Source organism: Ramlibacter sp. (assembly GCF_028291745.1).
Classification (GTDB): Bacteria; Pseudomonadota; Gammaproteobacteria; order Burkholderiales; family Burkholderiaceae_C; genus Ramlibacter.
In genome coordinates, this window is the sequence record NZ_JAQGNQ010000106.1 from 17,059 (window position 1) to 41,763 (window position 24,705).

Annotated in this window: 29 protein-coding genes; 15 read left to right on the forward strand and 14 right to left on the reverse strand. The window is 66.2% G+C overall.

Going from position 1 to position 24,705, the window contains the following annotated elements:
- Positions 1 to 279: 279 nt before the first annotated feature.
- The 4 genes from JWP60_RS19805 to JWP60_RS19820 all read left to right on the forward strand — a co-directional run bounded on the left by JWP60_RS19805 (position 280) and on the right by JWP60_RS19820 (position 4,155).
- A complete protein-coding gene (locus tag JWP60_RS19805; RefSeq protein WP_299795187.1) occupies positions 280 to 1,371 on the forward strand; it encodes a nucleotidyltransferase domain-containing protein in 1,092 nt (363 codons plus the stop codon).
- Positions 1,372 to 1,785: 414 nt separating this feature from the next.
- Positions 1,786 to 2,520 (forward strand): hypothetical protein, encoded by a 735-nt coding sequence (locus tag JWP60_RS19810; protein ID WP_299795189.1) that lies wholly within the window; start codon positions 1,786 to 1,788, stop codon positions 2,518 to 2,520.
- On the forward strand, positions 2,513 to 2,935 hold the full coding sequence (locus JWP60_RS19815) for a polymer-forming cytoskeletal protein (protein ID WP_299795191.1): 423 nt from the start codon (positions 2,513 to 2,515) through the stop codon (positions 2,933 to 2,935). The genes JWP60_RS19810 and JWP60_RS19815 overlap by 8 nt, the downstream gene beginning before the upstream one ends.
- 101 nt (positions 2,936 to 3,036) lie before the next feature.
- Positions 3,037 to 4,155: a hypothetical protein gene (locus tag JWP60_RS19820; protein ID WP_299795193.1), complete on the forward strand. Its 1,119-nt coding sequence runs from the start codon at positions 3,037 to 3,039 to the stop codon at positions 4,153 to 4,155.
- 33 nt (positions 4,156 to 4,188) lie between these two features.
- Here JWP60_RS19820 and JWP60_RS19825 read toward each other — a convergent pair whose 3' ends face one another.
- The gene (locus tag JWP60_RS19825; protein WP_299795195.1) at positions 4,189 to 4,782 is read right to left on the reverse strand and encodes a hypothetical protein; all 594 of its coding nucleotides are present in this window, start codon (positions 4,780 to 4,782) and stop codon (positions 4,189 to 4,191) included.
- On the opposite strand from JWP60_RS19825, the gene JWP60_RS19830 reads away from it, so the two are divergent.
- Positions 4,772 to 5,197 (forward strand): hypothetical protein, encoded by a 426-nt coding sequence (locus JWP60_RS19830; protein WP_299795196.1) that lies wholly within the window; start codon positions 4,772 to 4,774, stop codon positions 5,195 to 5,197. The two genes, JWP60_RS19825 and JWP60_RS19830, sit on opposite strands and share 11 nt — an antisense overlap.
- A gap of 128 nt (positions 5,198 to 5,325) precedes the next feature.
- On the opposite strand, the gene JWP60_RS19835 is transcribed toward JWP60_RS19830, so the two are convergent.
- Together JWP60_RS19835 and JWP60_RS19840 are read right to left on the reverse strand one after the other, a co-directional pair.
- Positions 5,326 to 5,499 carry a hypothetical protein gene (locus tag JWP60_RS19835; RefSeq protein ID WP_299795197.1) on the reverse strand — a complete coding sequence of 58 codons (174 nt, stop codon included), beginning with the start codon at positions 5,497 to 5,499 and terminating at the stop codon, positions 5,326 to 5,328.
- A 292-nt stretch (positions 5,500 to 5,791) separates the two neighbouring features.
- Positions 5,792 to 6,487 carry a Bax inhibitor-1 family protein gene (locus tag JWP60_RS19840; protein WP_299795198.1) on the reverse strand — a complete coding sequence of 232 codons (696 nt, stop codon included), beginning with the start codon at positions 6,485 to 6,487 and terminating at the stop codon, positions 5,792 to 5,794.
- 127 nt (positions 6,488 to 6,614) lie between these two features.
- Between JWP60_RS19840 and JWP60_RS19845 the strand changes: the two genes are divergently transcribed.
- Positions 6,615 to 7,022 (forward strand): heme-binding protein, encoded by a 408-nt coding sequence (locus tag JWP60_RS19845; protein WP_299795199.1) that lies wholly within the window; start codon positions 6,615 to 6,617, stop codon positions 7,020 to 7,022.
- Positions 7,023 to 7,063: 41 nt separating this feature from the next.
- Here the strand turns inward: JWP60_RS19845 and JWP60_RS19850 are convergent, their stop codons facing one another.
- The 5 genes from JWP60_RS19850 to JWP60_RS19870 form a co-directional block, all read right to left on the reverse strand.
- Positions 7,064 to 7,261: a hemin uptake protein HemP gene (locus tag JWP60_RS19850; RefSeq protein ID WP_299795200.1), complete on the reverse strand. Its 198-nt coding sequence runs from the start codon at positions 7,259 to 7,261 to the stop codon at positions 7,064 to 7,066.
- On the reverse strand, positions 7,258 to 7,671 hold the full coding sequence (locus tag JWP60_RS19855) for a biopolymer transporter ExbD (RefSeq protein WP_299795202.1): 414 nt from the start codon (positions 7,669 to 7,671) through the stop codon (positions 7,258 to 7,260). The genes JWP60_RS19850 and JWP60_RS19855 overlap by 4 nt, the downstream gene beginning before the upstream one ends.
- Before the next feature lies 1 nt (position 7,672).
- Complete coding sequence (locus tag JWP60_RS19860; protein ID WP_299795204.1) at positions 7,673 to 8,389, reverse strand: MotA/TolQ/ExbB proton channel family protein; 717 nt, start codon at positions 8,387 to 8,389, stop codon at positions 7,673 to 7,675.
- Positions 8,386 to 9,096, reverse strand: a complete 711-nt coding sequence (locus JWP60_RS19865) for an energy transducer TonB (RefSeq protein ID WP_299795206.1) — start codon at positions 9,094 to 9,096, stop codon at positions 8,386 to 8,388. The genes JWP60_RS19860 and JWP60_RS19865 overlap by 4 nt, the downstream gene beginning before the upstream one ends.
- A 93-nt stretch (positions 9,097 to 9,189) precedes the next feature.
- Complete coding sequence (locus tag JWP60_RS19870; protein WP_299795208.1) at positions 9,190 to 9,453, reverse strand: (2Fe-2S)-binding protein; 264 nt, start codon at positions 9,451 to 9,453, stop codon at positions 9,190 to 9,192.
- Between the two features lie 219 nt (positions 9,454 to 9,672).
- On the opposite strand from JWP60_RS19870, the gene JWP60_RS19875 reads away from it, so the two are divergent.
- Positions 9,673 to 9,990: a FeoA family protein gene (locus JWP60_RS19875; protein WP_299795210.1), complete on the forward strand. Its 318-nt coding sequence runs from the start codon at positions 9,673 to 9,675 to the stop codon at positions 9,988 to 9,990.
- The gene (locus tag JWP60_RS19880; protein WP_299795212.1) at positions 9,987 to 11,873 is read left to right on the forward strand and encodes a ferrous iron transporter B; all 1,887 of its coding nucleotides are present in this window, start codon (positions 9,987 to 9,989) and stop codon (positions 11,871 to 11,873) included. Before JWP60_RS19875 ends, JWP60_RS19880 begins: the two co-directional genes overlap by 4 nt.
- Here JWP60_RS19880 and bfr read toward each other — a convergent pair.
- The 4 genes from bfr to JWP60_RS19900 all read right to left on the reverse strand — a co-directional run bounded on the left by bfr (position 11,870) and on the right by JWP60_RS19900 (position 15,635).
- The gene (gene bfr / locus JWP60_RS19885) at positions 11,870 to 12,346 is read right to left on the reverse strand and encodes a bacterioferritin (RefSeq protein ID WP_299795214.1); all 477 of its coding nucleotides are present in this window, start codon (positions 12,344 to 12,346) and stop codon (positions 11,870 to 11,872) included. The two genes, JWP60_RS19880 and bfr, sit on opposite strands and share 4 nt — an antisense overlap.
- A 79-nt stretch (positions 12,347 to 12,425) precedes the next feature.
- Positions 12,426 to 13,967 carry an alkyl hydroperoxide reductase subunit F gene (gene ahpF, locus JWP60_RS19890; protein ID WP_299795216.1) on the reverse strand — a complete coding sequence of 514 codons (1,542 nt, stop codon included), beginning with the start codon at positions 13,965 to 13,967 and terminating at the stop codon, positions 12,426 to 12,428.
- A 109-nt stretch (positions 13,968 to 14,076) separates the two neighbouring features.
- Positions 14,077 to 14,649 (reverse strand): alkyl hydroperoxide reductase subunit C, encoded by a 573-nt coding sequence (ahpC, locus tag JWP60_RS19895; RefSeq protein ID WP_299795218.1) that lies wholly within the window; start codon positions 14,647 to 14,649, stop codon positions 14,077 to 14,079.
- 164 nt (positions 14,650 to 14,813) lie between these two features.
- A complete protein-coding gene (locus JWP60_RS19900; RefSeq protein ID WP_299795247.1) occupies positions 14,814 to 15,635 on the reverse strand; it encodes a pyruvate, water dikinase regulatory protein in 822 nt (273 codons plus the stop codon).
- A gap of 192 nt (positions 15,636 to 15,827) precedes the next feature.
- Here JWP60_RS19900 and ppsA point away from each other — a divergent pair, with 192 nt between their 5' ends.
- From ppsA to JWP60_RS19935, 7 genes are all read left to right on the forward strand, one after another.
- Entirely contained in the window at positions 15,828 to 18,218 is a 2,391-nt protein-coding gene (gene ppsA, locus JWP60_RS19905; protein WP_299795220.1) for a phosphoenolpyruvate synthase, read from the forward strand.
- Between the two features lie 146 nt (positions 18,219 to 18,364).
- Positions 18,365 to 18,730 carry a 30S ribosomal protein S6 gene (gene rpsF, locus JWP60_RS19910; RefSeq protein WP_299795222.1) on the forward strand — a complete coding sequence of 122 codons (366 nt, stop codon included), beginning with the start codon at positions 18,365 to 18,367 and terminating at the stop codon, positions 18,728 to 18,730.
- Positions 18,731 to 18,749: 19 nt separating this feature from the next.
- Positions 18,750 to 19,040 (forward strand): primosomal replication protein N, encoded by a 291-nt coding sequence (priB, locus tag JWP60_RS19915; RefSeq protein ID WP_299795224.1) that lies wholly within the window; start codon positions 18,750 to 18,752, stop codon positions 19,038 to 19,040.
- Positions 19,041 to 19,100: 60 nt separating this feature from the next.
- Entirely contained in the window at positions 19,101 to 19,382 is a 282-nt protein-coding gene (gene rpsR, locus JWP60_RS19920) for a 30S ribosomal protein S18 (protein ID WP_193677739.1), read from the forward strand.
- A gap of 10 nt (positions 19,383 to 19,392) precedes the next feature.
- The gene (rplI, locus tag JWP60_RS19925; RefSeq protein ID WP_299795231.1) at positions 19,393 to 19,845 is read left to right on the forward strand and encodes a 50S ribosomal protein L9; all 453 of its coding nucleotides are present in this window, start codon (positions 19,393 to 19,395) and stop codon (positions 19,843 to 19,845) included.
- 301 nt (positions 19,846 to 20,146) lie between these two features.
- Positions 20,147 to 21,559 carry a replicative DNA helicase gene (gene dnaB / locus JWP60_RS19930; protein WP_299795233.1) on the forward strand — a complete coding sequence of 471 codons (1,413 nt, stop codon included), beginning with the start codon at positions 20,147 to 20,149 and terminating at the stop codon, positions 21,557 to 21,559.
- Positions 21,560 to 21,640: 81 nt separating this feature from the next.
- Complete coding sequence (locus tag JWP60_RS19935; protein ID WP_299795235.1) at positions 21,641 to 22,006, forward strand: hypothetical protein; 366 nt, start codon at positions 21,641 to 21,643, stop codon at positions 22,004 to 22,006.
- Positions 22,007 to 22,186: 180 nt separating this feature from the next.
- Here JWP60_RS19935 and JWP60_RS19940 read toward each other — a convergent pair whose 3' ends face one another.
- Positions 22,187 to 23,875 (reverse strand): PhoH family protein, encoded by a 1,689-nt coding sequence (locus tag JWP60_RS19940; protein ID WP_299795237.1) that lies wholly within the window; start codon positions 23,873 to 23,875, stop codon positions 22,187 to 22,189.
- A gap of 196 nt (positions 23,876 to 24,071) precedes the next feature.
- Positions 24,072 to 24,548 carry a peroxiredoxin gene (locus tag JWP60_RS19945; RefSeq protein ID WP_299795239.1) on the reverse strand — a complete coding sequence of 159 codons (477 nt, stop codon included), beginning with the start codon at positions 24,546 to 24,548 and terminating at the stop codon, positions 24,072 to 24,074.
- Positions 24,549 to 24,705: the final 157 nt, after the last annotated feature.

Sequence of the window (24,705 nt, forward strand, 5' to 3'; positions counted from 1 at the left end):
TGATTCGACGTGGATGTGCCCCACAATCCGCCCCCCATGCCCCGCAGCGATGCCGCCAGCCGGCCGCGGCACACGCGTGACCTTATGCTGTCAAGGCCCAAGTCCCACTGCGGCTCCGTGAACTGGTGCACTCAATGAATCACGGACCGGCTTTGCGGCACGGTGAGCAACCCAACGCGCCGCACCGGCACCCGCTGGCGCCTCTATACTGCAAACGACTGGATTTGCAGTATAACTCGCGATATACTGCAGCCGTAATCAGTCGCAGTATAACTTTCCGTGCCCGGGCCAAGCCACCTCTTCGCCAACCTGTCCGCCTCCGCGCAGACGAACTTCGCCGAGCTGTTCGAGCAGGTCCAGGCTGCCGCATTCGACCGATCGGTCCGGGATCTTCCAGGCTCCTTCAACAAGAAGGTCATCAAGGGCCGGGAGTATTGGTACTGGCAGGTTCGCGACCTGCAGGGCGTCAACCGGCAGGTCTACCTCGGGCCTGATGACGAGCGCGTGCGAAAGCTCGTGCAGATGCATCGCGACGGGACGCCACCGCTGGCTGCCGACCAGGCGTCGCTCGCCGCCGCCTGCGTCGCCCTCGGTTGCGCTACGGTGATCCCCCAGCACTTCGAGGTGATCAACCGGATGGCCGAGCATGGGTTCTTCCGCGCTGGCGGGGTCCTGATCGGAACGCACGCCTTCATCGCGATGGGCAACATGCTCGGTGTGCGGTGGAAGAGTGGCTGGCGCACCAACGACGTGGACGTGGCACACGCAGGCAAGAACGTCTCCCTGGCGCTGGCGGAAAACGCCAAGGCCGACATGCACGACGCCATCACCTCCCTCGAGATGGGCCTGCTGCCGCAGCAGTCGCTTGCCTCTGGCCCGGGTGCCACGTACATCACGGCCAGGAAGGACATCCGCGTCGACCTCCTCACCACGGCAGGCCGCAAGGACGACGCCTACCTGTACGAGCCGCTCAACGTGCGCCTGCAGCCGCTGAAGTTCATGGAGTTCTCGCTGGAGCACACCACGCAGACCGCACTGCTCTCCAACGAGCAGGTGGTACTCGTGAACATCCCCTCGCCCATGCGCTACGCCTTGCACAAGCTCGTGATCATGGGTGAGCGTGAAGAGGCCTTCCGCACCAAGATCCAGAAGGACGCAGGCCAGGTCTCGGCCCTCGTCGAATACGGGCTGCTGCGCTCACCCAATGCCCTCAAGGCGGCCGCGGAGGACCTGATGTCGCGAGGGGCCGGCTGGCGCAAACGCGCCACCGAGGGGCAGAAGTACGTTGCCGAGTACCACCCGCAGATCGGGGAGCAACTCGAGGAGGTCCTCCACCAGGCCGCACCTGCGAAGAATCGCAAGGCGTCCTGAATCCAGGCCCCAGCGGTTGGCAACCGACGCCGCGATAGCGTGTTGCGGCACTTCCTTGCTCCTCGCCTTTGACGCAAGCCAGCTTCCTGACCGTTCATCGGCCGCACGCCAACAGGTCCTGAGCACTTCGTTGACTGCGCGTCATACGGGCAGCTCCCGGCTAGGCTTGCTGGAGGAAGAACACGCATGGCGCACGCATCAGCATTGCCGCACTCGCCTTTCATGGAGGACGACGGTCTCAGGGACCTTCCCATCACGCCGCTGGTGGTGGGCGACTCGAGAGCGCTCGTGCTGGGGCGGCGGGTAGTACTAGGGCGCGCTGCTTCGTCCACGGCCGTCCCGGGGACGGATGCCGCAGCTTGGAGGACGGCGCTTCAGGGTGCGGCGCGGTGGCCCTGGCAATGGCAAGTTCTCTTGGCCGCCGCCGTCGCTACGCTCCTCGTGGGCGTGGTACTTGCCGGCACTCTTCTGCAGTCCAGGCCACGGCAGTCGGTGGGACTGCCGATTCACCCCGCCACATTCAGTGCACCCGTGGTGCGCATGGTGGCGATTGCCTATGTCGCCGCGCCGCGTGCTGCAAGCGCCGACATGCCCATCGAACCAGTGGCCGTGCTGCCCACCGAGGCGGATGCGGCCACCCCGCCGCTGCCGTTCTTGCCGCCGGCAATCATTGCAGCGCCGGCGCCTGTCGCCACGCGATCAGCGCCGCCTCCGCGTGGCTCGCCCCCGCCGCGCAGCAGGGAACGCGCCCCCTCCGGGGCGAAGGCGCAAACGCCAATGCAAAACCAGCCGGCGCAGGACGACTCAGCGCCTCGCGCGGTAGTCCTCGACGAGCCAGGCACGCGCGCGGAAAGCGGCGTCCTCGCGGATGCACCGCCCCCCGCGCGGCCGCTCATTGCCGTCACGCAGTCCGCGGCCCTCGCGCGAGCTACCGCCAGCAAGGACGGGGCCAAGCCGCCCGCCGCGCCGGGAGGCGGACTCATTGCGATCACGCCGGACAGCAGGTTCGCCGTGTTCACCGATCCCCGCACGCGCCTGCCGCAGCAGTTCCACGTCGGCGACCCACTTCCCGGGGGCGACACGATCCGCGCCATCGACGGCGGCCTGGGGAAGGTCTTCACATCCGGCAGGGAGTACAGCCTTGACTGAGGAAATCGACATCGAGACGATCGTGATCGATCCGCAGGCGATGAACATCGTCAACCGCGTGGCAGCCGGGTGCCGGCAGTCCGGCGTCTTTCATTGGCAGGGCGGTCTGATGGTGGAGGGCCGCATCGAGGGTGAGATCGATATCGTCGGCGGCCCGCTGGTGCTGATGCCCGAGGGCGTGATCGCCGGCAGGATCAGCGGCGACGGCGAAGCCTACCTGTTCGGCACCATCGCTCCGCGCTGCGCGAACGAGCCGAGCGAGCTCGAGGTGGCGGGAGAAGCCTTCCTGACGCAGAGCCTGCGCGCACGCGCCAACATCAAGGCGGGCGCGATCCGGTCCTACCTGGGTGCGCAGGTCGAGGGCCGCGTCGACACGGTCGCGCGCAAGGAGGACGGCAAGCGCGCGCAGCCGTGAACCGCGCGCCACCGGCCTCCTCGCCCTGGCGGCGTGCCTTGGCTGGATGTGCGGCGGGCGTCCTGCTCGGGGTTGCCGCCTGGGGCGAGGGCAGGGTGCCTGTGCTCGCCCTGGTCCTGCCGGTGGTGCTTGCATTCAGCCGCAGTCGCCTGCAGGCCTTCTGTTTTGCCGCGGGGTATGCGATCGCCGTCCTGAGGTTCAGCGCCTCCTTCATCGCGGCGTGGTTCGACGACCAGGTGGTGATCGGGGCGGCGGCGGTGCTGGCGTACGGCCTCCTGAGCGGCTGTGTGTGGGCCTTCGGTTGGACCGCATCCCGGCGCATCGCAGTGCGCTGCCTCGCGATCACCGCAGCCTGGCTCCTTGCCCTCGCCGCCGGCATCGCAGTGCCCGGGCATCCCGTGATTGGTGCGGGCTATCTGTTGCCCGGAGCGGGCTGGGGCGGCGTTGCATTCGCGCTGGCGCTGCCGAGCCTCGCCCTGTGTGCAGCCACGGCCATTGCGACACCCGTGTTACGGAGCACCGCTTTCGTCGGCCTGCTCGCGCTGCTTTGCGCGGCCGGCGTGCTGCTGGGCGAACCGCCGCCAACCGGCACGGCTGCACATGGCATCCAGCCGCAACGTACGCAGTGGGGGCGCCTGCGCGGGCAGGACGACGCCCTCATGCGGATGCAGCGCATGGGCGCGATGGCACACGAGCAGCAGGGTGCCAGCTTGGCCTGGCCCGAGAGCATCATCGGTCGGTACGAGCCCGCGATGTACCCCGTGTTGGAGCTCGAGCTGCTGCGCGACGCGCGTCGCTCGGGGCGCACGCACATCGTGGGCATGGACATCCCAGCGCCCGGCAAGCGCCTGTTCAACGCGGCGGTCGCCTTCTATCCGGACGGCCGCACCGCCACGGCGATCGCCCGCCAGCCGGCACCTGTGTCCTTGTGGAAGCCATGGCGCAACGACGGCAGCTTCGTGGCCGACTGGACGGCGAACAACATGCTGGCCATGGGGCAGGGCGACCGCGCTGCCGTGATCTTCTGCGTCGAGGAGTACATGCCCGTGCTGTATCTGCTGAACGAGGCACTGGACGCCCCCACCGTGTACCTGGCGCTCACCAACACCTGGGCCGCCCAGTCGCCAGCCGCCGCGGCGATCCAGACCTGGCACTCGCTCGGGATGGCGCGCTTGTTCGGGCGGCCGTACCTCAAGGCGGAGAACCGGCCGCAGGTTTGAGCACGCCCGGCGGCCGGCGAGGAAGCACAGCCCTCAGGCCGCCAGCACGGCGCAAGCGTCGGAGCCCGCCGTGCTCGCAAGTTCGGAAGATGCATCCTCCTGCGCCTCGCGCTGCCTACCCTGCTCGAATTCTGCGATGTCCTGCTGCTGCTGTTGCACGACCTCGGCGATCGCAGGGTCTGCTTTTCCGAGCTGGCGCTGCTGGCCCATGATGCGTTCGGCCTCGCGGTAGAGGCGCGTCACCTCCGTCTGCAGGATGGAGCGGAAGGCGCGCACAGCGCGCTTCGCCTGCAATTCGGCCTGGGCACGCTGGGTCGAGTCGATCACGCCCAGCAGGTTGGCGGTGCCCGTGAGGGTGTACACGCGATCCATCTTCTGCAGCACTGCGAGATACGCTCGCGCCTGGGCGGCGATGATGGGAACGTCCGTCACGTACTTCGTGGGCCACAGCGTCAGGTCGCCCTGCTGCCCGCTTTGCTCCAGCAGCTTCTGCAGCCGATCGATCGTCTGCTGCATGGTGGCATCGAGGCCCGCGAGCTTGCTGGTGACGATGGCGGCATACCGGTCGAGCAGCGTGATGTCGAAGTCGCGCCACTTGCGGTACTGGTTCGAGGAATTGAGCCGCAAGATCACGGGACTGGCCAGCCTGCCCAAACGCAAGAAGCACCTTCGGCAGGCACTGCGCGCGATGGAGCGCATGTTGCTGGTCCACATCGTCAATTTTCCCGGGGAAGACGCCGATGCGCCTGAGCCCGATGACGACGTGGTGGGCAGGAACAGCCTGGTGAGCCTGACCTGGACGGGCATGCTGTGGCTGCGCCGCGCGTGGGCGGCGCGCGAGCGGCTCTCGCGCCATCGTGACCTCGCGCTCGTGCACCGGGAACTGGTCGCGGAAGAGGAAGAGGCGGGCTGGGCCGACCCTTACTGGGTCGAGAACGTCTGCAGCCTCGAGGCCGACGCAGCGGAGCGGCCGGCCGTACGCTCTCGCAAGGCGCAGCGCCCGATTACGTCCATCTTCGATCTGGGAAACCGCAGGAGCTGAGGCCCGCTTCTGGAGCGATGCCGCCGGAAGCGAGTGCAGGTCGCGAGGCCTGCACTCGTTCGTTTCATCGGTCATCCTGCGGCGCGCCGCCTTGCCTGGCCAGCCATGCCGCAGCCCGGCCGCTGTGCTTACTGCGCCAGGAAAGACGACACCTTGCGCCGGATAGCCTCCAGGCGGGCCGGGTCGCTTGCGCTCGCGCCGCTTCGTTGATGGCGGTAGAACCACTTGGCCTCGGCCAAGGTGACTCCCGCTTTCGCCAGCAGGGCAGGGCCCTTCCGGCTGTTGGCCTTGCTTGCATGCATGGGACTCTCCTGTCTGGAACCGGGCACATCGCCCCGTCTGCGCTCTCGCGGGAAAGCGCACACAGGACGATGTGACCCGGCTGGAAAGGAGAGCCCCCGGAAACCGCGAACGACTTCCGAGGTGATCTGGTTGCAGGCAGTCGTTCCGACTGCGAATGGCGTCAAGCGCCAGACGCGGCGACGATAGCATCGCGGCGTGCTGGCGCAGCGCGGACAACGCAAGCTTGGAGCCTCGAAGCGGCCGCCAAAAGCAAAAGGCCCCGCAGGGCCTTTGTTTGTCCGGGGGGAGCGCTTATTCCTCGCCCGCCGTCAACCCCAGCAGCGCCAGCAAACTCTGGAACACGTTGAACAGGTCCAGGTACAGCATCAGCGTGGCGTTGATGTAGTTGGTCTCGCCGCCGTCGATGATCTGCTTGAGGTCGTACAGCATGTACAGGCTGAAGACGCCGATCGCCAGGGTGCTGATCACCAGGAAGCCCATGGTGGAGCCGACGAAGACGTTGACGATGCCGCCCACCACGATCACCAGCGCGCCGGCAAACAGCCACTTGCTCATGCCCGACAGATCGCGCTTGATCACCGTGGCCAGCGTGGCCATCACGAAGAACACGCCGGCGGTCCCGCCGAAGGCCGTCATCACCAGGCCGGTGCCGTTCTTGAAGCCAAGCACCATCGCGATCAATCGCGAAAGCATCAGGCCCATGAAGAAGGTGAATGCCAGCAGCACGCCCACGCCCGCGGCGGAGTCCTTGGTCTTCTGGATCGCGTACATGAAGCCGAAGGCGCCGCCCATGAAGACGATCAGGCCCAGCCCGCCTTGCAGGCGGCTGGTGATGCCGGTGGCCACGCCAAGCCACGCGCCCAGCACCGTGGGCACCAGGCTCAGGGCCAGCAGCCAATAGGTGTTGCGCATCACCTTGTTGCGCTGCTCCGTGGACAGCGCGCTGCCATAGCCATAGGAAGGAATGGTCTGGATGGGGTCTCTCATTGCTCGCTCTCCTGTGCAGTCACAGCATTAGATGGGCACATTCTAGGTGGGTTCCAGGGGGGCGCCGGAAGCGATTTGCGCAGCGGCTATGCTCGTGGCCTCCCCAGATTCTCCTGAAACGCGTTCCATGAAGACCAAAGCTGCCCTCGAACTTGCCGATGTCAAGGCCATTGCCGCCGCCGCCGAAGCGGAAGCCCTGGCCAACCAATGGGCGGTGAGCATCGCCATCGTCGACGACGGTGGCCACCTGCTCTGGCTGCAGCGCCTCGATGGCGCCGCGCCCATCTCGGCCCAGATCGCGCCGGCCAAGGCCAACACCGCCGCCATGGGCCGGCGCGAAAGCCGCGTGTACGAGGAGATGATCAATGCTGGCCGCGTCTCGTTCCTGAGCGTGCCCGGCGTCCACGGCCTGCTGGAAGGCGGCGTGCCTATTCTGAAGGACGGCCAGTGCATCGGCGCCGTGGGCGTGAGCGGCGTGAAATCGACCGAGGACGTGCAGATCGCCCGCGCCGGCATCGCGGCGCTGGCACTGTAAACCGCCTGGCTTGCGGCGTGCCGCGGGGGTGACCCTGCGCGTCACTTCGTGAGGATCAGCTTGCCCAGGCGCGTGGCCTGCAGGCGGTAAACCTCGCCGTTGTGCGCGATCTCCACCTGCCGGCGGCCGCGCAGCAGCGCCTCGCTGGCCAGCGGCGGCGCAGCGCTGTCCTGCGTCTGCGCGCCTTGCTGCAGGCGCGGGGCGCCAGGCGCGGGGGCGTCGTTGGCGCGGGCGCTCATGGCGTGTTCGGCTCGGTGACGAAGCCGATCTTGCGCACGCCGCTGCGCTGCGCCGCCGCCAGCGCCTGCGCCACCCGTTCGTAGCGCGCGTTCCGGTCGCCGCGCAAATGCAGTTCGGGCTGCGGGTTGCGCAGCGCGGCCTGCTGCAGGCGCGGCACCAGCTCGGCGTCCGCGATCGGCTGCTCATTCCAGAAATACTGGCCCTGCGCATCGACCGAGAGGCGGATCGTCTCGGGCTTGGCGTCCTGCGGGGTGCTGGTGGCGCGCGGCAGGTCGACCTTCACCGCGTTCTGCATCACGGGCACCGTGATGATGAACACGATCAGCAGCACCAGCATGACGTCCACCAGGGGCGTCATGTTGATTTCGTTCATCACCTCGTCGGTGTCGTCCTGGGTGCCGAAGGCCATTTCAGGAGCCCTTCTTCATCGGCACCACCTTGGGGTCGGTGCCGCTCGATACGCGCGCGCCAGTGAGGAAGTAGGCATGCAGGTCATGGGCAAAGCGGTTGAGGCGGTTCAACACGCTCTTGTTGCCGCGCACCAGCGCGTTGTAACCCAGTACGGCGGGGATGGCCACGGCCAGGCCGAGGGCCGTCATGACGAGCGCTTCGCCGATCGGGCCGGCCACCTTGTCGATGGTCGCCTGGCCGGCGGCGCTGATGGAGAGCAGGGCGTGATAGATGCCCCACACCGTTCCGAACAGACCCACGAAGGGCGCGGTCGATCCGACCGAGGCCAGCACGGCCAGCCCCGCCTGCATGCGGGCGGTGGAATCGTCGATCGAGTTGCGCAGGGCCCGCGTGAGCCATTCGCTGGCGCCCAGCGAATCGTGCAACTGCGGCTGCGCGTTGCGGTGCGCTGCCGCTTCCCGCCCTTCCAGGGCCAGCGTGCGAAAGGGATTGGCCGGGTCGGTGCTCAGCTTGCCGAGGCCGTCGGCGAAGTCGGCGGCATGCCAGAAACTCTCGATGCGCCGCGCCTGCGAGGCATATCGGCGCAGGTCCAGGGCCTTGATGATGATCACCATCCAGGAAGCGAGCGACATCACCAGCAGCAGGATGGCGACGGCACGGGTGACGATGTCGCCCTGGGCCCACAGATGGGAAAGTCCGAAATCATTGTTGTTCATGGCGTCGTTTCTTCTTTCTTGAGTGCCCACTTGATCGGCACGTCCACCCACATGGCCTCGGGCACGCCGCCGCGCTTGCCCGGCACGTAGCGCCAGGCGAGCGCCGTCTGCTCGGCCGCCTTGTCGAGGCGAACGAAGCCGCTGGAACGCGCGGTGTGCACTTCCTGCGCCCGGCCGTCGGGCCCGATCAGGACGCGGACCACAGTGGTGCCTTCCTCGTGCAGGCGCTGGCTCGCGCGCGGGTAGTCCGGAGGCGGGTTCTGCAGGTAATCGGCGTTGGTGATCGGCTGCTCTACCTTGGGCGCGGGAGTCGGAGCGGGCGCGGGAGCAGGCATGGGCGTCGCGGCCACCGGTGCGCTGATGGGAGGCGGCGCCGGCTGCGGCTCGCTCACCGCTGTTGGCGCGCTTGGGGCGGCAGGCGCGGGATCGGGGCGTGCTACCGGGCGTGGGGCGGGCGCCGGCGCCGGCGCCGGCAGCGGGTTGCGCTCGACCGGGCGGGCAATCGGTCGCTCGACGGGCTTGGGCGGCGGCGGGGCCGGCGGCGCTGGCACCGGTGGCGGCGGCGTGGTGATGGCGCCCAGCACCTCGACCGGCACCACCACCTCGACCACGCGCTGCAGCAGCCCGCTTTGCAGGGCCCAGAGGGCGGCGAGGTGCAGCAGCACGACGCCCGCGGCGATCAGCGCATTGCGCGGGGAGGGCGACATCGAATCGCGGACAGTCAGCGAAGCGGACATTGTCGGGCCGGTGAGGCCGCTAGTGAACCTTGCAGGCCCACCAGGCAGCAAGCAGGGCAAGGATCAGGCCGCCGCCGAGCGCGAGTCCGGCCATGCGCGGTTCTCCGTGATCGCGGGGGCGAGCCGCACGGGCATGCCTTCGTGATGCAGGGCTGCCACAGGGTGGCTGCCACAGCACTGCGCATGCACTTCGCGGGCGCAGCCTTCGCACTGACCGCATTGGGTGGCCACGCCCAGCTCCATCTGGACCTCGTCGAAGCTCATGCCGGCGCGGGCATGGCGGGCGATTTCACGGTCGGAGACGCGGCGGCAGACACAGACGATCATGGCTTGGCGGATAGCAGTGCGTTGAACTGGTGGCGAGTATAAATGCGAATCCGTCGTATTTGCAATGACCTTGTCATACCCGGGTCACCCGCTCTTGCGCCTGCTCGGCCTTTGCCGGCACCATCCTGCCCTGAGTACGGAAGAGTCCGATTCAATCTAAATGCGAATCGCTGGCATTCTTGTTAGAATGAGGCTCTTGCCACCGGGGGACCCACGCTCATGACCACCCAGACCTTGTCCAGCCCAGCGATCTCGATTGCGCCGAATGCCGGCAATCCGGGCCGCGCGCAGACGCTGCATGAAGCCGCCAAGGGACAGGTCTATACCGTGCGCCAGGTGCTCGCCGACCCGCACGCACCCGAACGAGCGCGCCAGCTCGAAGAGATCGGCTTCTGCCCGGGCGAGCGGGTGATGATCATGACGCGCGGCATTCCCGGCGGCGACCCGCTGGTGGTGCGCATCGGGCAATCCACCTTCGCACTGCGCGGTGCCGAAGCCGCTTGCGTGCAGGTCGAGGGGCTGGCCCGCAGCGCATGAAGGAAGCCGTCGTCCACCTGCACCCGTCAGGTCGCCTGGCGGCCCTGGTGGGCAATCCCAACGCCGGCAAGACGGCGCTTTTCAACCGGCTGACCGGCAGCAACCAGAAGGTTGCCAACTACGCCGGCGTCACCATCGAGCGCAAGGAAGGCCGGCTGCGTCTTTCGTCCGGCAAGACGGTGCGCGTGCTGGACCTGCCCGGCACCTACAGCCTGCATCCACGCTCCCCCGACGAACGCATCACCTGCGACGTGCTGCTCGGCACCGCCATCGGCGAGAAGCGCCCCGACCTCGTGGTCTGCGTCGTCGATGCCACCAACCTGCGACGCAGCCTGCGCCTGGTGCTGGGCGTGCGGCGCATGGGCCTGCCCTGCGTCGTCGCCCTGAACATGGCGGACCTCGCGGCCAGCCGCGGCATCGAACTGGATCCGGATGCGCTCGCCTCCGAACTCGGCGTGCCGGTGGTGAGCACGGTGGCCGTGCAGGGCGACGGCGACGCGGCCCTGCGCGAATTGCTGGAGCGCCCTGAAATCTGGCAGCCGACCACCACGCTGATGCCGGTGCCCACGCTGTCCGGCGACGAGATCCCCGACCACGATCGCGTCCGCAGCATCCTCGAACGCCTCGGCCTCGACGACGTCGCCCCGCATTTGCTCAGCGACCGCATCGATCGCGTGGTGCTGCATCCGGTGCTCGGACCGATCCTGCTGGCGGTGCTGCTGTTCCTCATCTTCCAGGCGGTGTTCGACTGGGCCGAGGCGCCGAAGGCCTTGATCGAAGGCGCCACCACGTGGCTCGCGGGACAGGTGGGCAACTGGCTGCCGCCGGGTTACCTGCGCAGCTTCATCACCGACGGACTGATCGCCGGTGCCGGTGGGGTGATCGTGTTCCTGCCGCAGGTGCTGATCCTGTTCTTCTTCATCCTGGTCCTGGAGGAGTCTGGCTACCTGCCACGCGCGGCCTTCCTGCTCGATCGCATCATGGGCGGCGTCGGCCTCTCGGGGCGATCGTTCATCCCGCTGCTTTCCAGCTTTGCCTGCGCCATCCCCGGCATCATGGCTACGCGCACCATCGCCAATCCGCGCGATCGCTTGGTGACGATCATGATCGCGCCGATGATGACCTGCTCCGCGCGCCTGCCGGTGTATGCGCTGCTGATCGGCGCCTTCATTCCGCACCGCAGGATTGGTGCCGGCTTCGAACTGCAAGGGCTCGTGCTGTTCTCGCTTTATGTGGCGGGCATCGTCGGATCGCTGTTGGTGGCCTGGATCCTCAAGCGCACGACGGCACGCGGCATCGTGCGGCCGCTGATGATGGAACTGCCCACCTACCACTGGCCGCACCTGCGCAGCGTGGCGCTCGGCCTGTGGCAACGGGCCGAGATTTTCCTGCGGCGCGTGGGCACGATCATCCTGGCGCTGACGGTCGCCCTGTGGTTCCTGGCCAGCTTCCCGGCGCCGCCCCCGGGGGCCACCCGGCCCGCGATCGAGTACAGCGTCGCCGGCATGCTGGGACATGGCTTGTCGCTGTTGCTGGCGCCGATCGGTTTCAACTGGCAGATCAGCATTGCGCTGGTGCCGGGGCTGGCCGCGCGCGAGGTGGCGGTGAGCGCGCTCGGAACGGTCTATGCCTTGTCGGCGACGGGCGACGGGACGGCGCAGGCCCTCGCGCCCATCATCGCGCACGCGTGGAGCCTGGCCACGGCCTTGTCGCTGCTCGCCTGGTACGTGTTCGCGCCGCAGTGCATGGCCACGCTGGCCACGGTGAAGCGCGAGACGGGCGGCTGGACCTGGGTGCTGGTGATGGCCGGCTACCTGTTCGCGCTGGCCTATCTGTCATCGTTCGCGACCTACCGCATCGCGGTGGCGCTCGGCTGGGGTTAGGAAGCCTCGCCCATCGCGGACTGCAGGTAGTTCTGCAGTCCGACCTTGTTCAGCAGGTCCAGCTGGGTCTCGAGGTAGTCGATGTGCTCCTCGGTGTCGACCAGGATGTCCGCCAGGATTTCACGCGAGGCGTAATCGCGCACGGACTCGCACTGCGCGATGCCATCCTTGATGGTGGCCTGCGCGCCGCGCTCGCTTTGCAGGTCGCAGTTCAGGATCTCCGGCACGTCTTCGCCGATCAGCAGCTTGCCGAGGTCCTGCAGGTTCGGCAAGGCGTCGAGGAACAGGATGCGTTCCATCAGGCGGTCGGCGTGCTTCATCTCGCCGATCGACTCCTCGTACTCCTTCTTCGCCAGCTTCGTGAAGCCCCAGTGCTTCAGGATGCGGTAGTGCAGGAAGTACTGGTTGGTCGCCGTCAGCTCGTTCTTCAGTTGCGCCTGCAGATGCTGGATGACTTGCGGATCGCCTTGCATGATGTACTCGCGTTCGGTTTGTGCCGCAGGATTGTGGCGCAAGAAAAAGGGGCTGGCGCCCCTTTTGTTCAGAAGGTTCTCAGTGGCGGATCAGGTGGTCGAAAGCACCCAGCGCCGCCTTCGCGCCATCGCCCGCGGCGATGATGATCTGCTTGAAGGGCACCGTGGTGCAATCGCCGGCCGCGAACACACCGGGCAGCGAGGTCTGGCCGCGCGCATCGACCACGATCTCGCCGTGCCGCGACAGCTCGATCGTGCCCTTGAGCCATTCGGTATTGGGCACCAGGCCGATCTGCACGAACACGCCTTCGAGGTCCACGCGCTTTTCCGCGCCGCTCGCGCGGTCCTTCCAGGTCAGTCCGTCCACCTTGTCGCTGCCGGTGATGGCGGTGGTCTGCGCATTGAGGATCACGGCGACGTTGGTGAGCGAACGCAGCTTCTTCTGCAGCACTTCGTCGGCGCGCAGCTTGCTGTCGTATTCGATCAGCGTCACGTGCGCCACGATGCCGGCCAGGTCGATCGCCGCCTCCACGCCGGAGTTGCCGCCGCCGATCACCGCAACACGCTTGCCCTTGTACAGCGGGCCGTCGCAGTGGGGGCAATACGCCACGCCCTTGTTCTTCAGCTCGTGCTCGCCCGGCACGTTGATGTTGCGCCAGCGCGCGCCGGTGGTGAGCACCACGGTCTTGGCCTTCAGCGTCGCGCCGCTTTCGAGCTGCAGTTCGATCAGGTCCCCGCCCTTCAGCGCCTTGGCGCGCTGCAGGTTCATGATGTCCACGTCGTAGTGGCGCACGTGTTCTTCCAGTGCCAGCGCGAACTTGGGTCCCTCGGTCTCCTTGATCGACACGAAGTTCTCGATGCCCAGCGTGTCCAGCACCTGGCCGCCGAAGCGCTCGCTCGCCACGCCGGTGCGGATGCCCTTGCGCGCCGCGTACACCGCAGCTGCTGCGCCCGCCGGACCGCCGCCGACGATCAGCACATCGAACGGCTCCTTCGCGGAGATCTTCTTCGCCTCGCGATCCACGGCCGCCGTGTCGATCTTGGAGACGATCTCCTCCAGGCTCATGCGGCCCGAGCCGAAGAAGGTGCCATTCAGGAAGACCGTCGGCACCCCCATGATCTGGCGCTCCTCGATTTCTTCCTTGAACAAGCCGCCTTCGATCATCGTCGCCTTGATGCGCGGGTTCTGCACCGCCATCAGGTTGACGGCCTGCACCACGTCCGGGCAGTTGTGGCAGGTGAGCGAAACGTACACCTCGAATTCGAAGTCGCCATCGAGTCCGCGGATCTGCTCCAGCAGCGACTGTTCCACCTTGGGCGGATAGCCGCCCACCTGCAGCAGGGCGAGTACCAGCGAGGTGAACTCATGGCCCATGGGCAGGCCGGCAAAACGCGGGCCGTGGTTCTCGCCGGGGCGGATGATCTGGAACGAGGGGGTGCGGTAGGGCCCGTCGCGCGTCTGCGTGACGGTCACGCGCGGGGAGCTGTCCGTGATGTCCTTCAGCAGCGCCTGCATGTCCGCCGAAGCCTTGGTGTCGTCGACCGAGGCGACGATCTCCACCGGCTGCGTCATGCGCTCCAGGTAGGCGGCAAGCTGGGCTTTCATGTTGGCGTCGAGCATGGGGCTTCCTTCCGATTCGAATTCTGGAAAAACAAAGGCCCGGGGCAATACGCGCCCGGGCCTTGTGGCAGGCCTTGCCGGCAGCGGCCGGCAGTCGCCATGGCGGGCTTTAGATTTTCCCGACCAGGTCCAGCGACGGCTTCAGCGTCTCGGCGCCTTCTTCCCACTTGGCGGGGCACACTTCGCCCGGGTGGCTGGCGACGTACTGGGCAGCCTTCAGGCGGCGCACCGTTTCGCTGGCGTCGCGGCCGATGCCGTTGTCGTGGACCTCGATGGTCTTGATGCGGCCTTCCGGATCGATGATGAAGGTGCCGCGCAGCGCGAGGCCGGTGTCGTCCCCCTCGGTGATCAACACCTGGAAGAAGCGCGCCAGCTGGTGGCTCGGATCGCCCACGAGCGGGTAGGTGACCTTCTTGATCGTGTCGGAGGTGTCGTGCCAGGCCTTGTGGGTGAAGTGGGTGTCGGTGGACACGCCATACACCTCGGCGCCAAGCTTCTGGAACTGGGCGTAGTTGTCGGCCAGGTCGCCCAGTTCGGTGGGGCAGACGAAGGTGAAGTCGGCCGGATAGAAAACCACGACGGACCACTTGCCCTTGAAGTTCTGCTCGGTCACCGGCACGAACTTGCCGTTGTGATACGCGGTGGCGGAGAAGGCGGGGATTTCGGTGTTGATCAGGGACATTGTTTTCCTCTATAGCTGAGCGCACTTTGATGAATCGCGCCTATGAATGATAAGGCCGCCCGCCCGCCTGTCCCATTGAAAGCAGCCATCGGCTTCTTAGCTGTCGGCTATGGCGCCCTGTGCCCGCCGGCCGCCGTGAAGACGAGCCCTGGGAGCCCGGGCTGCTAGTACTCCAGCCGTTCGGGCCGGACCTCCTGCAGGATGGTCGTGGCGATTTCCTCGATCGACTTGGTGGTCGTCGAAAGCCACCGGATTCCCTCGCGGCGCATCATCGCCTCGGCCTCCGCCACCTCGTGCCGGCAGCTCTCCAGCGACGCATAGCGCGAGTTGGGCCGCCGCTCGTTGCGGATCTCGCTCAGGCGTTCGGGCTGGATGGTCAGGCCGAAGATCTTCTTGCGGTAGGCGCGCAGGGCCGGTGGCAGTTGGCGCCGATCGAAGTCTTCCGGGATCAGCGGATAGTTGGCCGCCTTCAGGCCGTACTGCATCGCGAGATACAGGGAGGTCGGCGTCTTGCCGCTGCGACTGACGCCGATCAGGATCACGTCGGCGTGCTCCAGGTCGGCGTTCGACTGGCCGTCGTCGTGGGCCAGGCTGAAGTTGATGGCTTCGATGCGGTCGTGGTAGGCCTGGCTCTTGCTCACATCCGAGAAGCGGCCGACCCGGTGGCTCGATTTCATGCCGAGCTCGATTTCCAGCGGCCGCACGAAGGTGCCGAACATGTCCAGCACCATCGCCTTGCAGCCTTCCTCGATCACCTGCAGCACTTCGACGTTGACGAGCGTGGTGAACACCACTGGCCGGCGACCTTCGAGTTCGGCCGTGTGGTTCACCTGCCGCACCACCTGGTGGGCCTTGTCGACGGTGTCCACGAAGGGTAGCCGCACGTGGCGCGGCTTGAATTCGAACTGCGCCAGGATGGCATTGCCGAAGGTCTCGGCGGTGATGCCGGTGCCGTCCGAGACAAAGAACACGGTACGTGTGTGCAGGGTCGCCATGAAACTTTCCTGGTGCGCGCGGCAGGGTCGGCAGCGGGGACAGCCCGCCTACAATCCCGGCATTATCCGAATTCCCGCGCCCATGACCCGCCGTCGCCCATTCGAACAACAGCAAAGCCCAGCGGCGGGGCAGGGGTGCAGCGCCATGCGCGCAGACCCAGTTTCAACTTCCGGAGTCTTTCCATGTCTGCACGCTTCGAAGCGACCTCCCTGGTCGTTCCGTTTGAAAACCTGAGAATGTCCGACGTCGAGGTGGTCGGCGGCAAGAACGCCAGCCTCGGCGAAATGATCTCGCAGTTGCCCGATGGCGTGCGGGTTCCTGGGGGCTTCGCCACCACGGCCCATGCCTTCCGTGAATTCCTCAAGCACGACGGCCTGGCCGAGCGGATCCGCCAGCGCCTGGACACCCTAGACACCGAAGACGTGCGGGCTCTGGCCGCGGCCGGGGCGGAGATCCGCGGCTGGATCGAGGCGCAGCCCTTCCCGCCGGCGCTGGAACACGAGATCCGCGTCCACTACGAGAAGCTGGCCGGTGCCAACCGCAACGCCAGCTTCGCGGTGCGCTCCTCCGCCACCGCGGAAGACCTGCCCGACGCGTCCTTCGCCGGCCAGCAGGAGACCTTCCTCAACGTCGTGGGCATCGAGACGGTGCTGCACAAGATGAAGGAGGTGTTCGCCTCCCTGTACAACGACCGTGCCATCAGCTATCGCGTGCACAAGGGCTTTGCGCACGAGCACGTGGCGCTCTCGGCCGGCGTGCAGCGGATGGTGCGCTCCGACCTCGGCGCGGCGGGCGTCATGTTCACCATCGACACCGAGTCGGGCTTCAAGGACGTGGTGTTCATCACCTCGAGCTACGGCCTGGGCGAGACGGTGGTGCAGGGCGCCGTCAACCCCGACGAGTTCTACGTGCACAAGCCGATGCTCAACGCGGGCCACAAGGCGGTGATCCGGCGCAACCTCGGTTCCAAGCTGATCCAGATGGTGTTCGCCGGCGAGGAAGACCGCAAGCAGGGCGCCAAGCTGGTCAAGACCGTCGACGTGCCGCTCGAGCAGCGCAACCGCTATTCGCTCACCGACGACGAGGTGCAGGCCCTGGCGCGCTATGCCCTGGTCATCGAGCAGCACTACGGCCGGCCGATGGACATCGAGTGGGGCAAGGACGGCACCGACGGCCTGCTGTACATCCTGCAGGCGCGGCCCGAGACGGTGAAGAGCCAGAGCGAGGGCAAGTCCGAGCTGCGCTACAAGTTGAAGGGCAAGGGCGCCGTGCTGGCCGAAGGCCGGGCCATCGGCCAGAAGGTTGGAACGGGCCCGGTTCGCCTCGTGTACAGCACCGCCGAAATGGACCGCGTGCAGGCCGGCGACGTGCTGGTCACCGACATGACCGACCCCAACTGGGAACCGGTGATGAAGCGCGCCAGCGCCATCGTCACCAACCGCGGCGGACGCACCTGCCACGCGGCGATCATCGCGCGCGAGCTGGGCATCCCGGCGGTGGTCGGCTGCGGCGACGCGACCGAGATCCTGAAGGACGGCACGCTGGTCACCGTGAGCTGTGCCGAGGGCGACACGGGCTACATCTACGACGGCCTGCTGGAGACCGAAGTCACCGAGGTGCAGCGGGGCGCCATGCCTCCCATCAAGACCAAGATCTCGATGAACGTGGGCAACCCGCAGCTGGCCTTCGACTTCGCGCAACTGCCCAATGAAGGCGTCGGCCTCGCGCGGCTCGAATTCATCATCAACAACAACATCGGCGTGCACCCGAAGGCGATTCTCGAGTACCCGAACATCGATGCCGACCTGAAGAAGGCGGTGGAGTCGGTGGCCCGCGGCCATGCCTCGCCGCGCGCGTTCTACGTCGACAAGGTGGCCGAGGGCGTGGCGACCATCGCGGCGGCCTTCTGGCCCAAGCCGGTGATCGTGCGCCTGTCGGACTTCAAGTCCAACGAGTACCGCAAGCTCATTGGCGGCAGCCGCTACGAACCGGAGGAAGAGAACCCGATGCTGGGCTTCCGGGGCGCGGCGCGCTACATCAGCGCGGACTTCAAGGAAGCCTTCGTGATGGAGTGCGAGGCGCTGGTGCGCGTGCGCAGCGAGATGGGCCTGACCAACGTGCAGGTGATGGTGCCTTTCGTGCGCACGCTCAAGCAGGCCGAGCGCGTGACCGGGCTGCTGGCCGAACAGGGCCTCAAGCGCGGCCAGAACGATCTCAAGGTCATCATGATGTGCGAGATCCCGAGCAACGCCATCCTGGCCGACGAGTTCCTCGAATACTTCGACGGCTTCTCGATCGGTTCCAACGACCTCACGCAGCTCACGCTCGGCCTCGATCGCGACTCCGGGCTGGAACTGCTGGCAGCCGACTTCGACGAGCGCGATCCGGCCGTCAAGGCCATGCTCTCGCGCGCCATCCAGGCCTGCGTGAAGCAAGGCAAGTACGTGGGCATCTGCGGCCAGGGCCCCAGCGACCACCCGGACTTCGCGGTGTGGCTGGTGGAGCAGGGCATCACCTCGATCTCGCTCAACCCCGACAGCGTGATCGCCACCTGGCAGAAACTGGCCGAGTGACCGTCCCCGAACAGGCTGCCTGGCCCGCGCCAGGCAGCCTGTTGTCGCGCACGGTATAATCGTGGGCTTCCCTTGCCGCACCCCATTTGGCGACCTTTCCTGGTCGCAGACGCCCGGGGGCGGCTTTCGACCCACAAGGAGTCTCAATGCGTCACTATGAAATCGTCTTGCTGATCCACCCGGATCAGAGCGAGCAGGTTCCGGCCATGCTGGAGCGCTACAAGGGCATGATCACCGCCGGCAACGGCAAGGTGCACCGGGTCGAGGACTGGGGCCGCCGCCAGCTGGCCTACCAGATCAGCAAGCTCGCCAAGGCCCACTTCCTGTGCATCAACATCGAGGCCGACCAGGCCGTGATGAGCGAACTGGAACACGCGTTCCGCTTCAACGATGCCGTGCTGCGCCACCTGACCGTGGTCAAGAAGAAGGCCGACACGGGCCCGTCCTCCATGATGAAGACCGTGGAGCGCGAGGAAGCCCGCAAGGCGCAGCAGGCCGAGTTCCAGTCCTGATCGCCGGCATGCGCCGGGTGTGAACCAGACGATCCTGAGCGCGCGCATCGCGCAGGCCAAACCCCTGCGCTACACCCCGGCGGGAATACCCGCCCTCGACCTGACGCTCGAACACGAGTCGGAAGCCCTGGAAGCAGGGCAGCGCAGGCAGATCAAGGTGGAGATTCGCGCGGTCGCCTTCGGGACCGATGCCGAAACGCTTGCCCGGCAGGCGATCGGCAGCAGTCTGCGGTTCACGGGCTTTCTCGCGGCGTTCCGCCACGGCAAGCACCCGGTCCTGCACGTCCAGTCATTTCAGCAAGACAGTTAGTTCATTGATTTTGCGGGACAGACCTTCAGCTCTGTCCCCAACATTTCCGAAAGGTCCCACATGGCCACGTTCAAGAAGTTCAACAAGGACAAGCGTCCGAAGCGCAACACCCAGTCGCTGCTGTTCAAGCGCAAGCGTTTCTGCCGCTTCACGGTCGCCGGCGTCGAAGAGATCGACTACAAGGACGTCGACACCCTGCGCGATTTCATCTCCGAGAACGGCAAGATCATCCCGGCCCGCCTGACCGGCACCCGCGCGATCTACCAGCGCCAGCTGAACACCGCCATCAAGCGTGCCCGCTTCCTCGCGATGATTCCGTACTCCGACCAGCACCGCATCTGAGGAAGTAGCCATGCAAGTCATCCTGCTCGAGAAAGTCATCAACCTGGGCAACCTGGGTGAGATCGTGAAGGTGCGTGACGGCTACGCCCGCAACTTCCTGATCCCGAAGGGCCATGCCCGCCGCGCCACCGACGCCAACAAGGCCGAATTCGAAGCCAAGCGCGTCGAACTGGAAAAGCAGGCCGCCAGCAAGCTGACGGGCGCGCAAGGCCAGGGCGAGAAGCTCGCCGGCCAGACCGTCAAGCTGACCCAGAAGGCCGGCGTCGACGGCCGCCTGTTCGGCTCGGTCACCAACGGCGACATCGCCGAAGAACTGACCAAGATGGGCTTCGCGATCGTGAAGGCGCAGGTGCGCATGCCCAACGGCCCGATCAAGACCGTCGGCGACAGCACCGTGTCCGTGGCACTGCACACGGACGTGGTGGTCGACGTCAAGGTGACGGTGTACGGCGAGACGGCGTAAGCCTCTTTTCGTGCTGCCTCGAAAGCCGCCTTCGGGCGGCTTTTTCAATGCGGACAGCCGGACGCAGAAGACGCAAAAGTTCCGCAGAAGACGCAAAAGTTCCGCAGAAGACGCAGAAGAAGACATTCAAAAGGATGTTCTTTTGCGTCCTCTGCGGAACTTCCGCGAGTTCTGCGTCCGGCTGTCCGAATTGCGTTCCCCACAACTTCCGGCGGCTTGTCCACAGAGAACCCCCAGTGTTGTTACTGGACATGCTTACAGCCCGCGCGGGACAATCGAGGGCTTGAGGAGAGTTTGATTCATGTCCGCAGTCCTGAGCGCCGTCGACGGCGACTTCCCCCGTGATCGGCAAGTGGCGCAGCTGCGCGTTCCGCCGCATTCGATCGAGGCGGAGTCCAGCGTGCTGGGCGGCCTGCTGCTGGACAACAACGCCTGGGATCGCGTCGCCGACCTGCTGACCGATGGCGACTTCTACCGCTACGAGCACAAGCTGATCTACGGCGCGATCGGCACGCTCATCAACGGCAGCAAGCCGGCCGACGTGATCACGGTCTTCGAGGTCCTGCAGTCGCAGGGCAAGGCCGCAGAGATGGGCGGGCTGCCCTACCTGAATTCGCTGGCGCAGTACGTGCCCAGCGCCGCCAACATCCGCCGCTACGCGGAGATCGTGCGCGAGCGGGCCATCCTGCGCAAGCTGATCTCCGCCAGCGACGAGATCGCCACGCAGGCCTTCAACACGCAGGGCAAGGCGGTCGAGAAGATCCTGGACGAGGCCGAGCAGAAGATCTTCAACATCGGCGAAGAGGGATCCCGCAACAAGCAGGGCTTCCAGGACATGAAGAGCCTGGTCGTCCAGCTGATGGACCGCGTCCAGGAGATGGCGGACAACCCGAACGACATCACGGGCGTGCCCACCGGCTTCTACGACTTCGACCGCATGACCTCCGGGATGCAGGCCGGCGACCTGATCATCCTGGCAGCGCGCCCGTCGATGGGCAAGACCTCGCTGGCCATCAACATCGCCGAGCACGTGGCGCTGAACGAGGGCCTGCCGGTGGCGGTGTTCTCGATGGAAATGGGCGCGTCGCAGCTGGCGGTGCGGATCGTCGGCTCCATCGGCCGCATCGACCAGGGGCACCTGCGCACCGGCAAGCTCACCGATGACGAGTGGCCGCGTCTGACCGAGGCCATCGAGAAGCTGCGCAACATCCAGCTGCACATCGACGAGACCCCGGGCCTCACCGTCAGCGAACTGCGGGCCAATGCGCGGCGCCTGGCGCGCCAGTGCGGCGGCAAGCTGGGCCTGATCGTGGTCGACTACCTGCAGCTCATGAGCACGTCGACCAGCATGAGCGACGAGAACCGCGCCACCGCCGTGGGCGAAATCTCGCGCGGCCTGAAGATGCTGGCCAAGGAGCTCGGTTGCCCGTTGATCGCGCTGTCGCAGCTCTCGCGCGGCGTGGAGCAGCGCACCGACAAGCGACCCATGATGTCCGACCTGCGCGAGTCGGGCGCCATCGAGCAGGACGCCGACGTCATCATGTTCATCTACCGCGACGACTACTACAACAAGGACTCCAAGGAGCCCGGCGTCTCGGAGATCATCATCAGCAAGCAGCGCAACGGCCCCACCGGCACCTGCAAGCTGGCCTTCGTCAAGCAACTCACCAAGTTCGAGAACCTGGCGACCGGCTACAACAGCGACGATTTTTAACGTGCCGCTTTGACGCCGCTTTCCTACGCGCCGCCATGGGGGGCGGCGCGATCCTCGTTCCAACCATCCGGAGACGAGACCATGGAAGACATGAACCTGATGCCCACCCTCGCCGAGGCGCAAGTCCCCATGGTGGCGGACCAGATCCCGCCGGAACTCGACGAACCCTCCCCGCTGGAAAAGGTCAAGGCCGCCGACGAAGCACGCGAAGGCTTTCCGGGCGAGCACTGGGTGGTGCTGGCCTTGGGCGTCGCCCTGTGGCAATTCACCCGCAAGCACCCGAACTGGATCGTGCGCACCGCCGGCGCCTTCGGTGCGACCTCGCTGGTCGCGCGCGCGGCGAGCGGTCGCGCAGGGCTGTCGAAGGTGCTGCGCTTCACACCGCTGGGCAAGGGGATCAGCAATTGCCCGCCGTGTGCGCAGGGGCAGGTGCGCGCAAGGCACTGATTCCGCGCATTCCACAGGCATGTCATCCCGGGGCACAGGGATATCATCCCGGGCTTGACCCGGGATCCACTCTGCGGTTGTGCCAGCGCCGTTGTGGATTGCGGGTCAAGCCCGCAATGACATCCGCAAGAAAAAAGCGGCGCCCAGGCGCCGCTTTCAGTTGGGGACCAGAGGCCCGGATCAAAGCACTTCGCTGGCAAAGTCCGCCAGCCGCGAACGCTCGCCCCGCGCCAGCGTGATGTGCCCGCTGTGCGGCCAGCCCTTGAACTTGTCGACCGCGAAGGTCAGGCCCGACGAGCCCTCGGTGAGGTAAGGCGTATCGATCTGCGCCAGGTTGCCCATGCAGATGATCTTGCTGCCCGGGCCCGCGCGCGTGATCAGCGACTTCATCTGCTTGGGCGTGAGGTTCTGCGCCTCGTCGATGATCACGTACTTCTGCAGGAAGGTGCGGCCGCGCATGAAGTTCATGCTCTTGATCTTGATCTTGCTGCGGATCAACTCGTTGGTGGCTGCGCGCCCCCATTCGCCAGCGGCGTTGTCGGTCTTGCCGAGCACCTCGAGGTTATCGTCCAGCGCCCCCATCCACGGGCCCATCTTCTCTTCCTCGGTGCCCGGCAGGAAACCGATATCCTCGCCCATGCTCACCGTTGCGCGGGTCATGATGATCTCGGTGTAGCGGCGATCGTCCAGCACCTGCGTAAGCCCGGCAGCCAGTGCCATCAGCGTCTTGCCGGTGCCGGCCGTGCCGGTGAGGGTGACGAAGTCCACCTCCGGATCCATCAGCAGGTTCATCGCAAAGTTCTGCTCGCGGTTGCGCGTGGTCACGCCCCAGATGCAGTTCTTCAGGTGGCCGTAGTCCTTGAGCGTCTTCAGCACCGCCGTCTTGCCGCGGATCTCGATGACGCGGGCATACAGGCTGGGCTCGCCCGGCGCCTCGAAGTACACGAACTGGTTGATGAACAGGCTGGGCACCACCGGCCCGCTGACCCGGTAGAAGGTGTGCTGCCCCGACTGCCAGCTCTCCACCGTCTTGCCGTGCCGCGTCCAGAAGTCCGGGGGCAGGGCCAGCGAACCCGAATACATCAGGTCCAGGTCGTCCAGCGTCTTGTCGTTCTTGTAGTCCTCGGTGACCAGGCCCAGCGCGCGCGCCTTGACGCGCATGTTGATGTCCTTGGACACCAGCACCACCTGCCGCGGCGCATGCTTTTCCTGCAGGGCCTGCACCACGCTCAGGATCTGGTTGTCGGCCTTGCCGGGCGGCAGCCCCATCGGCAGCCCCGAGGGCGACAGCGGCATGGTCTGGAAGAACAGACAGCCGCCGGCTTCCTTGTGGCCGGTGGCGTCCAGCCGCAGCCCGCTGGTGATATCCGCACCCGTGCCGCCCGCCAGCTGGTCGAGCGAGCGGCTCGCCTGGCGCGCATTGCGGGCGACTTCGGTCGTCCCCTTCTTGTGGCCGTCGAGTTCCTCCAGCACCACCATGGGCAGGAAGATGTCGTGCTCGTCGAAGCGGAACAGGCTCATCGGGTCGTGCATCAGGACATTGGTGTCCAGCACGAACATCTTGGAGGGGCCGTTTGCCTTCTTCTTCTTGGGAACCGGCACCGGGACGGTTACGTCCTTCTTCTTCCTGGCCGGTTGCGGCTCGTCCAGGTAGGTCTCGATGTCGGCGTCGTAGGCGCCGGCCATCACGTCGCCGCCGCCCGCGCGTTCCTCGAAATCGTCCTGCGCCTGCGGGTGTTCGATCAGCACCGCTTCAGCGGGGGTGGCCTCCGTTTTTCGCGCCGCCTTGTGCGAGGACCGGGCCGGGGCGTCAAAGGCTTCCGGCGGGAGCAGGGCGGCGCGCTTGGTGGGGGCGGGGGGCAAGGGCATGGGGGGTGGGGACTCCGGATGAGATAGTCGCAAAACAAAAAAGCCGCCAGGCAGGCCGGGCGGCTTCTTGAGATCTGGCGGTGATGACGCACTGCGTCGGGGTCAACGACATGGATTCATTATGCACATGCCCAACTGGCCGGCAATGTCAGACGCAGCGCTGTTGTTGTGTTACCTCAAGCCCGGCTGCGCTGGCCTAGGCGGCCTTCTTGAGCAGCTTGACGGCCTTGAGCACGTCGTCGACGTGGCCCGGGACCTTCAGGCCGCGCCATTCCTGCTTGAGGATGCCGTCGGCGCCCACCAGGAAGGTGCTGCGCTCGATGCCCTTGACCTTCTTGCCGTACATGATCTTGTTCTTCACCACGCCGAACATGTGGCACATCTTTTCTTCGGTGTCGGCGATCAGCTCGAACGGCAGCTCGAGCTTCGTCTTGAATTCGTCATGGGACTTCATGTTGTCGCGCGACACACCGAACACCTGCGCGCCGGCCTTGACGAAATCCTTGTACTTGTCGCGAAACTGCATGGCTTCGGTGGTGCAGCCGGGCGTGTTGTCCTTCGGATAGAAGTACAGGACCAGCACCGCGCCGTTGTGCGAGGTGTTGGTGACCTTGATGCCGCCGGTGGCGTTCGCTTCGAATTCTGGGATGGGTTTGTTGACAACGATCGCCATGGGTTGTGTACTCGGTGTGACAGTATTGGTCGTTGCTACCTGGGACGGGGACAACCCCGCTGCAACCCCTGATTTTACCCGAAAAGACGTACTTCTCCGGGGCCGGGTCCCAAAGAGTCCTGCCGCAACGCGGGGCTGCGGCGGCGCGCCGCCATCC